This window comes from Vibrio sp., assembly GCF_984391705.1.
Genome location: NZ_CFHWOM010000025.1, coordinates 1 through 16,015 on the forward strand (window position 1 = coordinate 1; position 16,015 = coordinate 16,015).

Genomic DNA, 16,015 nt, shown 5'->3' on the forward strand with positions numbered 1-16,015 from the left:
ACAAGTAGAGAGCCTGGTTTGAAGTGCTCAATCATGTTTGGCAGAGAACGTGCACAGAATGTGATGCTCTTAATACGACGTGTGTTGATGTCACCAGCGTTGATAATATCAGCGTTTAGGTGCTCAGCCATGTCGATTGCACGCGTAGCGATTAGGTCGATGCTCCATGGCACACAACCTAGTACACGAATTGGAGAAGTGTTGAAGATTTCCATCACTTTCATTTCGTTTTGCTTCGCGCTATCCGCATCGTCAAAGATTTCAGATAGGTCAGGGCGAGTACGGCCCGCTTCGTCAACAGGCGCATTTAGCTTGTTGATGATAACGCCAGAGATGTTTTTATTCTTAGTACCGCCGAAGTTAGAACATGCTACTTCGATACGCTCTTTAAGCTGTGCAGGGTTATCAGTACCTGGAGTTGCTACAAGAACAATCTCTGCACCAAGTGTTGCTGCAATCTCAGCGTTAACTTGGTTAGCGAATGGGTGTTTACGAGTAGGTACTAGACCTTCAATAAGCGTTACGTCGGCATCTTTGTTGATTTGGTTGTAACGCTCAACAACTGTTTCTAGCAGCTCGTCCATGTTGTCGTTACCGATTAGGCTTTCAGCAACAGACATCATCATTGGCGTACCAATTTTAACATCGCTGTTAGCACCAACGATTGTTGATGTTAGGTCTGGCTGATCACCACCAGAGCGAGGTTGACAGATTGGCTTGTAGAAAGAAACTTTAACGCCTTTGCGCTCCATAGCGCGAAGAACACCCATGCTTACGCTAGTAAGACCAACACCAGCACTTGCAGGGATAAGCATAATAGTACGAGACATTCGTAGAGTACCTTTAGCTATTGGGATAAAAGCTTAACTGCGTATTCCTTAATTAAATTGGAATAGGAGTTAAGCCCCTTAGTAAGAAAACCGGCTGACGTTGTGTCAGCCGGTTAAGTCAATTAAAGACCTGCTAGACGTGCAGTGTCTTCAGCGATAACTAGCTCTTCGTTAGTAGAGATAACCATTGCTGGGATACGGCTGTTTTCAGTTGTGATAGTACCTTCACCACCGAAACGAGCTTTAAGGTTAGCTTCACCATCAACTTCGATACCGAAGATACCTAGACGGTTAAGAACCATTTCACGGATTGGGCCAGAGTTTTCACCGATACCACCAGTGAATACGATAGCGTCCAGACGACCTTCTAGAGATGCAGTGTAACCAGCAACGTACTTAGCTAGGCGGTGACAGAATACGTCCATCGCGCGAGTTGCTTCTTCTTTCTCACCGTAGTTGTCTTCAACGAAACGACAGTCAGAAGTTACTTCTGTAAGACCAGCAAGACCAGACTCTTTAGTTAGCATGTTGTTGATTTTCTCAACTGAGTAACCAAGTGTGTCGTATAGGTGGAAAATGATCGCAGGGTCGATATCGCCACAACGAGTACCCATTACTAGACCTTCTAGAGGAGTCAGACCCATTGAAGTATCGACAGATTTACCGTTCTTAACTGCACAAACAGACGCACCGTTACCTAGGTGACAGTTGATGATGTTAACTTCTTCAACTGGCTTGCCAAGGATGTTAGCAACTTCACGAGTGATGAATAGGTGAGAAGTACCGTGCATGCCGTAACGACGGATACCGTGCTCTTTGTATAGGTTGTATGGAAGAGCGTATAGGTAAGACTCTTCAGGCATTGTTTGGTGGAAAGCAGTGTCAAACACAGCAACGTTTTTCAGTGCTGGGAAAGATTTTTGTGCTGCTTTGATGCCGATGATGTGAGCAGGGTTGTGAAGAGGTGCAAGTGTCGCACAGTCTTCGATGCCTTTAAGCACGTCGTCAGTAATTAGTGCAGACTGAGTGAACTTCTCGCCGCCGTGTACAACACGGTGACCGATTGCTGCTAGGTTCTCAGAAAGCTCTGGCTTAGAAGCAAGAATAGTTTCTACCATGAACGCTAGAGCTTCTTCGTGAGCTGCGCCGTTGCCTAGTTGAGCTTCGTGTTTACCGTCAAGTTTCCACTTGATACGAGCTTCAGGAAGGTGCAGACATTCTGCAAGACCTGTTAGATGCTCATCACCGCTTTCTGCATCAACAACAGCAAATTTAAGAGAAGAACTACCGCAGTTTAAAACTAAAACTAGCTTTGACATGAGTGACTACCTGTAATAATCAGTTAGGATAAAAATTAATCACAAGAATAGACGATGCGTAAAAAGCTGCGTACTAATCTTGGTCAAAAAAACTTCGAATTCCGTATAAAAGACAGTGATGATCCAAATCATCACCCTTGCATCCGCTGCAGAAAGGTCTCAAGAGTTGCTTAAATTGTAAATAACAGCAACAATGAGATTGTGGGTCCGCAAAGGATAACGATAATAAGCAATGATAACAAAAAAAATTTGAAAGAATATTAACTTTCATCAATTTTTTGCGTTAATAGTTGAAACTTTCAACTTAATTTTAGTTTTCGGGCCTGGTAATGAAGTGAGAGAGTCGTATGAGTAATAAAGCTGGACTAGTCCATAGCCTACGCGATGGACAAAAGTACATGGATACTTGGCCAATGCGCAAAGAGTTGAATTTGCTCTTTCCGGAACAGCGCATCATCAAGGCAACCCGTTTCGGTGTAAAGGTTATGCCTGCAATTGCTGCCATCAGTGTACTAACGCAAATGGCATTCAATAACTACAACGCTATGCCTCAAGCTGTCATCATTGCTTTGTTTGCTATTAGCATGCCCATTCAGGGTATGTGGTGGTTAGGTAACCGAGCGAACACTCAGTTGCCTCCTGCGTTAGCGGGTTGGTATCGCGAAATACATCAGAAAATCAGCGAAAGTGGCTTTGCACTTGAACCAATGAAATCTCGCCCTCGTTATAAAGAGCTGGCTCAAATCCTCAATCGAGCTTTTCGTCAGTTGGATAAAAGCGCATTGGAGCGTTGGTTTTAACTTCTTACCTGCTTCACCACTTAATTATGGTCAGTCCCTATGACGCAGTCGGTGCGTAGTAGGGAGCGGCGGTCTTTTAAGAGTTCCTCAATTTGCTCACACTCATTCTTCGAAGATGACGTGCGCCTGTCATTCCATAGAGGGATGAAGAAACGAGTAGGGAATCTCAAAAAATTTTTCGATGAGCTTTAAAAAATCTCCAGCTCAAACTAAAAAACGCTCACCGAAGTGAGCGTTTTCTTATCTGAATCTATTCAACATTAGTTGAACATTGCAATCGCATCAGCTGGATCTACGTATTCTAGATCGAAGCTTTCTGCTACTTCTTTACAGGTTACTTTGCCGTGGATAACATTTAGACCTTCTAGGAAGCCTTTGTCGTCAAGAAGCGCTTCGCGGTAGCCTTTGTTTGCTAGTTTAACAATGTAAGGCAGCGTAGCATTGTTTAGAGCGAATGTAGACGTGCGAGCAACAGCACCAGGCATGTTTGCAACACAGTAGTGAACGACATCGTCAACAATGTATGTTGGGTCTGCGTGAGTTGTTGCGTGAGATGTCTCGAAACAGCCGCCTTGATCGATAGCTACGTCAACCACTGCTGCGCCTGGCTTCATCTTAGCGATGTGCTCTTTAGTTACTAGTTTAGGTGCGGCAGCGCCGGGGATTAGCACGGCACCGATTACTAGGTCAGCTTCTAGAACGTGCTTCTCAATAGCATCTTCTGTAGAGTAAACTACTTTTGCACGACCTTGGAACTCTTCGTCTAGACGACGTAGTGTATCAACATTACGGTCCAAGATTGTTACGTCTGCGCGTAGACCGACAGCCATACGTGCTGCATTAGCACCAACAACACCGCCGCCAACAACGACAACTTTTGCTGGTTCAACGCCTGGTACACCGCCTAGAAGAAGGCCGCGACCACCGTGAGATTTCTCTAAAGTTTGTGCACCTGCTTGAATAGACATGCGACCTGCAACCTCAGACATTGGCGCAAGTAGTGGCAAGCGACCCATATTATCTGTTACAGTCTCGTATGCTATGCAGACAGCTTTGCTCTTGATTAGCTCTTCAGTTTGTGGAAAATCTGGTGCTAGGTGCAAATATGTAAATAAAATTTGCCCTTCTCGAAGCATTGCGCGCTCGACAGCTTGAGGTTCTTTAACCTTTACAATCATTTCTGCTTGCGCGAAAACGTCGGCAGCAGTAGGAAGAATGGATGCGCCTACAGCGATGTAATCATCGTCTGAAAAACCGATACCTGAACCGGCATTGGTTTCAACAAAAACTTGGTGACCCTGAGACACTAGCTCGCGAACGCTTGCTGGGATCATGCCCACACGGTACTCGTGGTTTTTGATTTCCTTAGGTACGCCAATGATCATCCTGACTCCTCATTTTATTTTGGTTGTGTAAACTATAATGGTTGTATTAACTATTTGTAGGGTAATTCTGTCGAATTAATATCTAGTATAGATATGATTGGATAAAATTTGATACTGAATATTAAAAAGTTGTAGTATATTTTTTTGCAAGGAAGTAATAAGGTGGAATAAAAAATGGCAGACAACAATAAAAAGCCGTCCAAGGATCTAGATCGCATTGACCGCAACATTCTTAATGAGTTGCAAAAAGACGGTCGTATTTCGAATGTAGAGCTCTCTAAGCGTGTTGGCCTTTCTCCAACACCATGTTTAGAGCGTGTGCGTCGCTTGGAGCGACAAGGGTATATCACTGGTTATACTGCGTTACTCAACCCACAATACCTAGATGCATCTCTATTGGTATTTGTTGAAATTACGTTAAACCGTGGCGCACCTGACGTGTTTGAGCAGTTCAATACGGCAGTTCAGAAACTAGATGACATTCAAGAGTGTCACTTAGTATCAGGTGATTTCGATTACCTACTAAAAACCCGTGTATCGGACATGAGTGCTTACCGTAAGCTTCTAGGTGATACACTGCTACGTCTTCCTGGTGTAAACGACACTCGTACCTACGTTGTTATGGAAGAGGTGAAGCAAACTAACCAGTTGGTTATCAAAACTCGCTAATTAGCGAAATACCTTTCGATATTCTGACTTTAGGTAATTGGGTTTTAAGCCCTGATATGGTTAAATCGATAGTCCGAGTAGCATTGCTGCTCGGACTATTTTTTTCTTACCGTTTAGGCTTCCTGAACGGTCTCTTCAATAGAATAAGTTGGTTATGTTCAAAGAGAACAAAAATAAAGTCGAAACGATAATCAAAACAGGTGAAGAGAGTCAGCCCTCTCGTCTCAATGGGCCTCAACGCCTTAAAGAGTGCAGTCTCATTGTGATTGTATTGCTTTCCATTTTGCTGTCTGTCGCATTATTAACATTTAGTCCTGCAGATCCTTCATGGTCTCAGACCGCTTGGGGAGGGGATGTTAACAATGCTGGTGGGTTAGTTGGCGCTTGGTTTGCGGACACCTTATTTTTTACTTTTGGCTCTCTAGCATACTCAATCCCATTTATTGTCACAGTAACGTCGTGGATTCTGCTGCGAAAGCGTGATGAAGATGACCCTATTGATCTGATGCTGTGGGGGACACGATTATTAGGCCTGACAATTCTGATCTTAACCAGCTGTGGATTGGCCGATATTAACTTTGACGATATTTGGTATTTTTCTTCTGGTGGTGTTATTGGCGATGTTTTATCCAGTTTAGCGCTGCCGACTCTCAATATCCTCGGCACAACATTAGTGCTTTTGTTCCTATGGGGAGCCGGTTTAACACTACTTACTGGCATTTCGTGGTTAACGATTGTCGATTGGCTAGGTGAAACAGCGATCTCTGGTGTCACGAAATTGATCAATCGACTACGAGGTGAAAGAGAAGAGGTATTGGAACCTCAGCTTGCGATGCCTCAAGCGTCGGCTCCTATTTTTGAAAACCAAGCTCAGGAACTCGACGTGTCTGCAAAAAGCGACGAAGAAGTCGTTCCAGAAGCACAACGTCGTTTCAATATTCACATGCCAGATGTTCGCCAAGAGCCCACTTATACTGAGCCTGAAGCAGTGGTAGAGCCACAGCCATCATACTCAGAGATAGAGATAAGCGAACCAGAATATGTATCGCAACCTGAAGTGAATAAAGAAGATCTTTCTCCTTTCGTTGAAGAGCCTAAAGTGGAACGCACCCGACAATTGGGTTCAACGATTGAAGAGCTTGAGGCCGCTGCTCAAAAGGATGATGATTTTGCGCAAGGGGCAGAGCATTATAGCCCTGACGTTTACGAGCAGAGTGCAACTGAACAGCAAATGCAGCCAGCTACTCAACATGCTGAAAGCTCACTCCCATGGAGCGAACTTGAGCAAAAAGTTGATACGCGTGATATTACTCACCCCGTTATTGATGACGTCGAATTGGAGCAAATTACTCACTTTGTTGAACCTGAGCCGGAACATCAAGAGCCGACGATCTCCAGTTTTGACGTCGCAGACGAAGAGCCTTTAGCACAGCACTTTGAACCTGTTGTAGAGGAAATCGCTCATTCGGAGATAATGGCTGAAGAGGTTGAAGTTGATGATCAAGACGCTGTGGCATTTCAGAATATTGTCGCAGACGCACAAGCCAAAGTGGCCGCTCAGCAAAACCCATTCTTAGTTCAGCATGAGCCTAATTTGCCTAAGCCTGCTGAGCCGATGCCGACATTGGAGTTGCTTTACCATCCAGAGAAACGTGAAAATTTTATCGATCGTGAAGCGTTAGAGAATATTGCCCGCTTGGTTGAAGCCAAACTGGCAGATTACAAAATTCAGGCAACGGTTGTTGATATTTTCCCAGGTCCAGTAATTACGCGATTTGAACTCGATTTGGCACCTGGAGTGAAGGTAAGCCGCATATCTGGCTTGTCTATGGACTTAGCCCGTTCGTTATCGGCGATGGCGGTACGTGTAGTCGAAGTCATTCCTGGTAAGCCATACGTTGGTCTTGAATTGCCAAATATGAGTCGTCAGACCGTATTCTTTTCTGATGTGGTAGGCAGCCAGCAATTTATCGAAGCTAAATCTCCTACTACTGTTGTACTTGGACAGGATATCGCCGGCGAAGCGGTGGTTGCCGATCTATCTAAGATGCCTCATGTGCTAGTAGCAGGTACCACTGGTTCAGGTAAGTCGGTCGGTGTTAACGTGATGATTCTGAGTATGCTGTACAAAGCAACGCCTGAAGAAGTTCGTTTCATCATGATTGACCCGAAAATGCTCGAGCTATCAGTTTATGAGGGTATTCCTCACTTACTGTCTGAAGTTGTGACCGATATGAAAGATGCCTCTAATGCGCTGCGCTGGTGTGTGGGGGAAATGGAACGTCGTTACAAGCTCATGTCTGCATTAGGTGTGCGTAACATTAAAGGCTTTAACGACAAGCTTAAGATGGCTGCTGAAGCAGGGCACCCAATTCATGATCCATTGTGGCAACCGGGCGACAGCATGGACGAGACTGCACCGTTGCTTGACAAACTACCTTATATAGTTGTCATCGTCGACGAGTTTGCTGATTTGATGATGGTGGTAGGCAAGAAAGTCGAAGAGTTGATCGCTCGTCTTGCTCAAAAAGCCCGAGCAGCGGGTATTCACCTAATCTTAGCGACGCAGCGTCCTTCAGTAGATGTTATTACAGGTTTGATTAAAGCCAACATTCCAACACGTGTCGCGTTTACCGTTTCAACCAAGACGGATTCGCGTACTATCCTCGACCAGGGCGGTGCAGAATCACTACTTGGGATGGGTGATATGCTCTATTTACCTCCTGGTTCAAGCCATACAGTCCGCGTACATGGTGCGTTTGCCTCAGATGACGACGTACATGCCGTGGTGAACAACTGGAAGGCGCGAGGAAAGCCAAACTATATTGAAGAGATCACCAATGGTGATCAAGGCCCTGAAGCGTTATTGCCAGGAGAGAAACCAGAAGGTGAAGAAGATATGGATCCATTGTTCGATCAAGTTGTCGAACATGTTGTCCAGTCTCGCCGTGGTTCGGTCTCAGGAGTTCAACGTCGATTTAAGATAGGATACAACCGCGCGGCGCGTATTGTGGAACAGCTCGAAGCGCAGGGTATTGTGAGCGCGCCGGGACATAATGGCAACCGTGAGGTCCTTGCTCCTGCGCCTGGCCGCGACATGAACTAGAAGCGTTTTGGACAGAGGAAATAAAAGGGTTAGTTTGTGCTAACCCTTTTTTGTTTGCACTTTTTATGGCTTTCGTAGGTGTGACAATACTTGAACGTTGTTGAGCTCCATTTAGACGCATCGAGAGAACAAGTGGCCGCTCTACTAACGCTCTGTCAACTAGATGACTTAAGTTAGTCATAAAAAAGGGTTGGCTTACTAGGCCAACCCTTCTGGTTACGTTGTTTATTCTTACTTATTACTTTTGGCGAATTGGGCAATCACAATCACACCAAGTGCAAGTAAGTTACCTGCAAAAATAACCACTAGCCATTGAGGCATTGATAGAGTCAAGAATTGCCATACGACTTTACTGCAGTCTCCGTAGGCTTCAAACATCCATGGTGCCCATTGGTTTAGAGGAGCCCAATCGGGGAAGGTAACGAATAGGTCACAGGTCGCAAAAGGAGATGGGTTAAATTGATAGTCAACGTGCTGTAGCGAAAGCGCTAGACCTTTATAAGCACTTGCTCCCCATGCTGCCAGTCCCAACCAGCGAATAATAGGGTTGTTTGGTGCGATAAGTCCAAACAGTGCCGCCCCCCCGACACCGAGCATAGCTACACGTTCGTAGATACACATGACACACGGGGAAAGCATCATCACATGTTGAAAGAATAGAGCACAAGCTTCGAAAAAGATTACGAACAGTAGAAGCAGTAACCAAGAAAGACGCCCTTGAGAAAATGTTTTAATCGCGGAAAGAATGTTCACAGAGATACCTTGAAATAATAAAAAAGCTCTGACTTATCAGAGCTTTTTATCGTGGAAAAGTTTCAGTATCAACAAAAACTTTTTAATAACCGTTATTAGTGACCGCCAGATACAGCTTGGATCACATCGCCCGTATGATGGCTGATCCAGCCTGCATCGTAAAACCATGCAGTCATTGGTTCAACAAAGAAGACGATACCAGCAAGCCCGACCAGTGCAAGCACAACGGTGTAAGGTAACGCCATAATAACCATGCGTCCATATGATAGGCGGATAAGTGGCGCCAATGCTGATGTCAATAAGAACAGGAATGCAGCTTGACCGTTTGGTGTTGCGACAGATGGTAGGTTAGTACCAGTGTTGATGGCAACAGCAAGCAAGTCAAATTGGTCGCGAGTAATGACACCTTCAATCAAGGCTGTTTTTACTTCATTAATATAAACAGTACCGACGAACACGTTGTCTGACACCATAGATAGGACACCGTTAGCTACATAAAATAGTGCCAACTGAGTGCCTTTATCTTCTACATGCAATACGGCATCAATGACCGGCTTAAATAGTTCTTGGTCAATAATTACTGCAACCACTGCAAAAAATACAGCAAGCAGAGCGGTAAATGGGAGAGCTTCTTCGAATGCCTTGCCCATTGAGTGCTCTTCAATAACACCAGTAAAGGCGGTGGCTAGGATGATTACTGAAAGGCCGATTAAGCCAACAGCCGCTAAGTGAAGTGCTAAACCAACAATCAGCCAAACTGCGATAAAACCTTGAACCCAAAGTTTTGCAACGTCTTGCTTAGTTCTGTTTTTCTTCTCTTCACGGTCGAAATCAACCAGAATTTGACGAACGTTTTCTGGTAGACGAGCGCCGTAGCCAAATACTTTTAGTTTCTCAACAAGTACACATGTAATCAAACCACATACGAATACAGGCGCCGTCACTGGCAACATACGAATGATGAATTCACCAAAGTTCCAACCAGCTTGGTCTGCGATGATCAAGTTTTGTGGTTCGCCTACCATAGTCATTACGCCACCAAGGGCTGTACCAACACCCGCATGCATAAGCAGTGAGCGCAAGAAAGCTCGGTAGTTTTCTAAATCATCGCGGGTAAGCTCTGATAGATGATCGTCTTGTGTATGGTCATGTGATGCATGAGGGCCTTGGCCTGACGCAACCTTATGGTAGATAGCATAGAAACCAACGGCAACGCTAATGACAACAGCAATAACGGTTAATGCATCAAGGAACGCAGAAAGGAATGCAGCTGCGAAACAGAATGCAACCGATAGCATTGATTTCGATTTAATGCCCAGAAGTATTTTGGTGAAGATATAGAGCAGAAGCTGCTTCATGAAGTAGATGCCAGCGACCATAAACACTAACAGTAGAAGCACTTCTATGTTCGCGACAAGTTCGTGTTTAACTTGCTCTGGGCTTGTCATTCCGATGGCGATTGCTTCAATAGCCAGTAAACCACCAGGTTGCAAAGGGTAACATTTCAACGCCATTGCAAGAGTAAAAATGAACTCTGCAACAAGTAACCAACCGGCTACGAAGGGATCAACGAAGAAGAAAACTATTGGGTTGATGATAAGAAAAGAAATGATGGCAACTTTGTACCAATCTGGGGCTTTACCAAGAAAGTTCTTGATAAACGCATTTCCGAGTGACATCGGCATGATCGTAATACTCTTAAATGTTGTTATGAATAGACACTGCGCGTGCTTGTATCCATAAATCGGCGTAAACCCAATGTCGGCACTGTTCCTTGCCTAAGAACGACCTATTTTGAATTTTGGGGAAACAAACCCGATCCAACAGTGACTTAGAAAAACAACATCAACACTTTTAAGATGCGATCTTGCCAAGTCACTCCCTGAGAAAAACAAGCACTCCATACTTTGGCCGCCACTCTACTCCTCAAGATTCATTAGTCAATGAATAACTCATTACTGACTTTTATATTATGAGACTTTTGTTTAAAAACGCGATCAAAGTGGCGTAAACATACCACGAGAGTTGTGAAAAACAATCGTTAGTGGCAGTCAGAGGGGGAAGTGCGAGAATAAGAAAGAATATGTGATTATATTGAATGAAAATGAAGGGTTATTTATATAATTTTACAAACTAAGTTTGTGATTCTGAGGTCAGTAATGGCGGGTCTTCCGCAATGTTACAATTTTATTAAACTTAGTAATTATATCGATTGCGCGATTTGGGAATATGCAAAATGCGCCTACATCAATTAGAGTTATTGCTCTATGTGGGTTTTAGCTCAAGTTTAGTGGTGTCTGGTTTCCGATATGTAAAAACTAGTGGTATGATGAGTTCCTAATAGACCCATAAAAATACAAACTGGATAAGACATAGATGGTCATAAAGGCTAAAAGCCCAGCAGGATTCGCAGAGAAATACATTATTGAAAGTATTTGGAAAGGGCGCTTCCCTCCTGGTTCCATTTTACCTGCAGAACGTGAGCTCTCTGAACTGATCGGTGTTACCCGAACAACATTACGTGAAGTGTTACAAAGACTGGCTCGTGACGGTTGGTTGACCATTCAGCATGGCAAGCCGACACGTGTAAACCAATTTATGGAAACATCGGGTCTGCACATTTTAGATACGCTCATGACGTTAGACGCTGATAACGCAACATCTATTGTGGAAGATTTGCTTGCAGCACGCACTAATATCAGCCCAATCTTTATGCGTTATGCTTTCAAAGCAAACAAAGAAAATGCAGAGAAAACGATAACCACAGTTATTGAGTCGTGTGAGGCGTTACTTGCTGCAGATTCTTGGGATGCGTTTATGGAATCTTCACCTTATGCAGAAAAGATTCAACAGCATATTAAAGATGATGGCGAAAAAGATGAAGCTAAGCGCCAGGCAATCTTGGTAGCGAAGACTTTTAATTTTTACGACTACATGCTTTTCCAACGCTTAGCATTCCACTCTGGTAATCAGATTTATGGTTTGATTTTTAATGGCTTGAAGAAGCTATACGATCGAGTGGGTAGCTATTACTTCTCTAGCCCTCAGGCTCGTAGCCTCGCGTTGACTTTCTATCGTGATCTTCTTGATGTATGTGAATCTGGAGACCGAGATCGTATTTTGATTGTTGTTAGAAATTACGGTTTAGAAAGTGCCCAAATCTGGAATCAGATGAAATTGACTTTACCGACTAACTTTACAGAAGACGATTGCTAGCTTTAGAGCTTCACCGATAAAGAAAAAAACCGCCTAATGGCGGTTTTTTTATTGAGAAAATGCTAACAATCAGCACATTCGTCTTCATTGCCACCAGCGTCTCTAAACCAGCTAGTTAGGTGTGCCTTGAGATCTTTTAACTCATCTGGGCCAATCAGTGCTAAACCCAAGTCCTCAGCACGAGTAATATCGTTATGGCGAAGTGGACGGAAGCTTACCAGCATTGCTCTTGCTTGTAAGCCGCCAAGTAAGTCACGCAAAGACTCAAGCTTATAGAGAGTGTCATCACCATCGTCGCGCATGCCTTTGGTCTTACATTCAATGATATGGAGCTTATTGTTTACTACTGAGGCGACATCTAACTCGTTACGAACTTCACGTTCACCTAGTTGACGATATACCTGCACGTTCAATGAGTGGTCTTGTATTGTAGGCATGTCCTGCTGGATTTGACGTACCGTGCTGTGTACTAAGGTTTCTAGCCACTCTCCGTTAGAAAAACGTCTTGCGTCTTCGTTTGCGAAAGTGAGCACTCCATTGTCATAAGTGGCAATGTCTGCTTCTACAAGGTCCGTTAGTAGCATATTCAGTTCGCGGTAGCCTTGTTGCTTTTCAGATAGCTCCACGTCCAATCTTTGCTCTTTTCTGCAGGTTGTTGCTAGATAGTTCAATGTCGCAAGACCGGGGCCAAGTTCCAAGGCGTTACTTGCCCAGCGTTCACCCAATTCATAAAGCTTTTGATCGAGTTGTGGGGGAAGCTCATGCTCATTGAACTCGCCACGTGCACCGAAGATGGTCAGATAATCGTCGATGGTGATTCTATCTTGTACTTGGGTATCGTCTTTACCGTCAGGGTAGAGCCAGCATAGACGGTCGCTGTTTGGTTCAACGACAAAAATTGGCCAATGATAAGTACGAAAGATTTCATAAACAGAAAGAAGGCGATGACGTAATCCGCAGCTCGCATTAAGTTTTACTTCTTCTGAGCGAGCTTTTAGATCCTCAGCTAGTACAGTAACAGCTTGCTTGATCAAAGAGGGGTTGGCAACGTTGGGGATTTCAAAAAACTCAGATGTAATCTCTCGTTTGGCGAGAACACTGTGTAAGCGTAGATACATTTCTTCTTGTGCTTTAACACCGATGAACACTATATGATTACTGATGGTGCGATTGTCGAGCAAAGGAGTGACTAACCTGATTGGGTCTTGGTCGATGATGCCAACATGAACTGCCATATATATTCCTCATGTATGGCTTGCGAAAATGAGTAAGAAAAAGAAGCAAGCCTATAAACCATATGATGACACAGGGTATAAAAAACAAGGGCGACTAATAAAATTAGTCGCCCTTTAAGACAGATAAGGTTGTTAAAGTTTAAATTGATGGACTAAATCGCCTTGCTGGTTAGCGAGCTGGGTAAGGTCGCTGCTGGTTCGGGCAATTTGAGCCATCGCTTGATAGCTCTGCTCTGCGATCAAATTGATTTCTTCAATATTACGCGCAATATCTGTAGATGTTTCACTTTGCTCCGCTGCGGCTTGAGATATCTGACCGCTCATTTGACTGATTTCCAGAATGAGCGCTTGAATTTCTTCCATCGCACTATTGGCATTTGAAGCCTGCTCTACTGATTGTTCCATGTCATCCATACAGCTTTGGATGACTTTACTTGCCGACGTCGAGCTCGATTGTAGGTTACTAATCATGTTTTCGATTTCAGAAGTGGACTCGGTAGTGCGCTGTGCGAGCACTCGTACCTCATCCGCAACTACGGCAAATCCTCGTCCTTGCTCACCTGCTCGAGCCGCTTCAATAGCAGCGTTAAGCGCAAGTAGATTCGTTTGTTCGGCAATATTGCGAATCACATCCAAAATGGACCCAATCTGGCTACTCATACTTTGTAGGTCTTTCACGGCATCAACCGACTTAGTCAAACGCGTCTCTAGTTGGTTGATGGTCGTAATGTTACTACTCATAATCTGACGACCTGACTCAGAAGCTGTTTCAACTCTTTCTACCATTTGCTGAGAGCTTTGTGCACTTTGCGCCACTTCTTGAACCGAGTGAGACATTTCAGTCATTGCAGTTGCTACTGTGGCAGTTTGCTCTCTTTGTTGGCTTAACTGGTGTTGAGCTTGAGAAGAGGTTGTTTGGTTAGTGTTCGCGGTTTCTGTAAGGTTGTCTGAGGCGTCATTTAGCTTAACCAGAATATTGTGCAAGCTATCAGCCAGTGTATTGATGTGTCCGCTAACGCGACTAAATTCATTGTTGTAGCGAATATCGATACGTTGCGTCATGTCACCGTTAGTTAGGTGCTCAAGTGTTTTTAGAATGCGAGTTAGTGGCTCACGTACACTTTGAGCGATATGGTAACCCACACCAATCGCTAAAAGAATGACAAATGCACCAATGCTAATAGAGCGAATGACGCCTTGCTCATATACTTCTCCTGCTTCAAGTAGAGACGCATGTAATCCTTCTTGTGCGACTTGGTTGAAGGAGTTCAGAACCGCCATTGTCGCATCGATCTCTTGAGTCAAATTTGCGATGTTGGCATACAGGGCGTCTTTCGCGACTAGGTAAGAAGCGTGTTGATCTAGCACGCCACCTTTTTTACCCACATCAATCGTAAATTGCTGCACAGACTCATCAAACACTTTCTTTATTTCCGGCATTTGAGTTGTAAGCCCGCGGTAGGCATAGTTGAGGTGCGTTACCGCTTTTTTGTTTTTAGCCACAGCTTTTGCCACTAACTCGGTATCGCTGCTTGCCAACGCATCGGAAGTGATGACCTCAGCATCTTTAAGTTTTATGAAATAGCTTTTTGCCATCACTTTAACTGAGATACTGCTTTGTTCATCTACATACTCTTTCATTCCGACGCTCAACTCTGAGTGGAGGCGCTGGAACTGGCGAGTCGATTTTTGGACTTTGGCTTGAGCTTCAAACATGTCTCGATAGTTGGTCATTGCTTCTTCAGCTTCGGTGAAGTAGCGAACTTCCATCTCTTTTAGCTGAGCGATGCGCTCTTCGAGTTGAGGTTGATTTAAGCTGGCTTGCTCTAAATCGAGAAGAGTTGAAGTGTAATTTTGTTTTGCTTCGTTAAATTGAGCTGAGATCTCGGCCATGCGTTCGAAGCTTTGCGTAGTTAAAAAGTCCTTAAAAAGTTTGTCCGCAGAAAGCAATGAAACACTGGTGTTGTTGGATTGAGATACCAGCGGAAGTGAGGTGTTGGAAACACTCTCGAAATTGGTATGGATTTGTTGCATTCCTCGCATCGTCATCACAGTGGTGATAACGAAAGTGATAATGATCAATGCAAAGCCCACATACATACGTCTAATGACTGAGCCTTTCATAGACCTCTCCCTAAATTATAGTTGTCTTAAAAATCTAACAAAAAGAGTGTTATTTTATTGATACTGAGACGCGCATTTTATGACGCACAATACAAAATTAGTTTGTTGCAGGTGACTAATTGCACTTTATATTTAATGAACAATGTTTTTTATTGTGATTTAAAGCAGCTTGGCGCATACTCGACAAATACAATTATTCTCAAATGCAGATGATGGAGAGCTTCATGGCTGAAGAAACCATTTTTAGTAAGATCATTCGCAAGGAAATCCCTGCTGACGTTGTGTATCAAGATGATTTGGTGACGGCTTTCCGCGATATTAACCCTCGTGCGCCAAGTCACATTCTGATCATTCCAAACAAACTGATCCCGACAGTGAATGATGTTGCTGATGAAGACGAAGTTCTTATGGGGCGCATGTTTATTGTGGCAAAGAAACTCGCGAAAGAAGAGGGCATTGCTGAAGATGGTTATCGTTTGATCGTGAATTGTAACTCGCACGGCGGCCAGGAGGTTTACCATATCCACATGCATTTGGTTGGCGGTCGTCCTTTAGGCCCAATGTTAATGAGCTAACTG

General features: G+C 44.1%; 12 protein-coding genes. 5 read left to right on the top strand and 7 right to left on the bottom strand.

The window, feature by feature from the left end:
- Positions 1–830 (bottom strand): AAA family ATPase (locus tag AC4MRV_RS13320; protein WP_491187818.1); only part of this gene is annotated, 830 nt, incomplete at its 3' end.
- A gap of 122 nt (positions 831–952) precedes the next feature.
- Complete coding sequence (locus AC4MRV_RS13325; protein WP_491187819.1) at positions 953–2,149, bottom strand: acetate kinase; 1,197 nt, start codon at positions 2,147–2,149, stop codon at positions 953–955.
- 347 nt (positions 2,150–2,496) lie between these two features.
- Between AC4MRV_RS13325 and yfbV the strand changes: the two genes are divergently transcribed.
- On the top strand, positions 2,497–2,949 hold the full coding sequence (gene yfbV, locus AC4MRV_RS13330) for a terminus macrodomain insulation protein YfbV (RefSeq protein WP_491187820.1): 453 nt from the start codon (positions 2,497–2,499) through the stop codon (positions 2,947–2,949).
- A 260-nt stretch (positions 2,950–3,209) separates the two neighbouring features.
- Here the strand turns inward: yfbV and ald are convergent, their stop codons facing one another.
- Positions 3,210–4,334 (bottom strand): alanine dehydrogenase, encoded by a 1,125-nt coding sequence (ald, locus tag AC4MRV_RS13335; RefSeq protein WP_491187821.1) that lies wholly within the window; start codon positions 4,332–4,334, stop codon positions 3,210–3,212.
- Positions 4,335–4,508: 174 nt separating this feature from the next.
- Here ald and lrp point away from each other — a divergent pair, with 174 nt between their 5' ends.
- Entirely contained in the window at positions 4,509–5,003 is a 495-nt protein-coding gene (lrp, locus tag AC4MRV_RS13340; protein WP_004414493.1) for a leucine-responsive transcriptional regulator Lrp, read from the top strand.
- Between the two features lie 154 nt (positions 5,004–5,157).
- On the top strand, positions 5,158–8,109 hold the full coding sequence (locus tag AC4MRV_RS13345) for a DNA translocase FtsK (protein ID WP_491187822.1): 2,952 nt from the start codon (positions 5,158–5,160) through the stop codon (positions 8,107–8,109).
- A 231-nt stretch (positions 8,110–8,340) separates the two neighbouring features.
- On the opposite strand, the gene dsbB is transcribed toward AC4MRV_RS13345, so the two are convergent.
- Both dsbB and nhaB read right to left on the bottom strand, forming a co-directional pair.
- Positions 8,341–8,862 carry a disulfide bond formation protein DsbB gene (gene dsbB, locus AC4MRV_RS13350; RefSeq protein WP_491187823.1) on the bottom strand — a complete coding sequence of 174 codons (522 nt, stop codon included), beginning with the start codon at positions 8,860–8,862 and terminating at the stop codon, positions 8,341–8,343.
- 95 nt (positions 8,863–8,957) lie between these two features.
- Positions 8,958–10,547 (bottom strand): Na(+)/H(+) antiporter NhaB, encoded by a 1,590-nt coding sequence (nhaB, locus tag AC4MRV_RS13355; RefSeq protein ID WP_491187824.1) that lies wholly within the window; start codon positions 10,545–10,547, stop codon positions 8,958–8,960.
- A gap of 691 nt (positions 10,548–11,238) precedes the next feature.
- On the opposite strand from nhaB, the gene fadR reads away from it, so the two are divergent.
- Positions 11,239–12,078: a fatty acid metabolism transcriptional regulator FadR gene (gene fadR / locus AC4MRV_RS13360; RefSeq protein ID WP_491187825.1), complete on the top strand. Its 840-nt coding sequence runs from the start codon at positions 11,239–11,241 to the stop codon at positions 12,076–12,078.
- Between the two features lie 62 nt (positions 12,079–12,140).
- Here the strand turns inward: fadR and AC4MRV_RS13365 are convergent, their stop codons facing one another.
- Positions 12,141–13,313 carry a DUF1887 family protein gene (locus tag AC4MRV_RS13365; RefSeq protein ID WP_491187826.1) on the bottom strand — a complete coding sequence of 391 codons (1,173 nt, stop codon included), beginning with the start codon at positions 13,311–13,313 and terminating at the stop codon, positions 12,141–12,143.
- Between the two features lie 132 nt (positions 13,314–13,445).
- Positions 13,446–15,437, bottom strand: coding sequence for a methyl-accepting chemotaxis protein (locus AC4MRV_RS13370; RefSeq protein WP_491187827.1), 1,992 nt, complete (start codon positions 15,435–15,437; stop codon positions 13,446–13,448).
- A 224-nt stretch (positions 15,438–15,661) separates the two neighbouring features.
- Here AC4MRV_RS13370 and hinT point away from each other — a divergent pair, with 224 nt between their 5' ends.
- Positions 15,662–16,012, top strand: coding sequence for a purine nucleoside phosphoramidase (gene hinT / locus AC4MRV_RS13375; protein WP_491187828.1), 351 nt, complete (start codon positions 15,662–15,664; stop codon positions 16,010–16,012).
- Positions 16,013–16,015 lie beyond the last annotated feature (3 nt).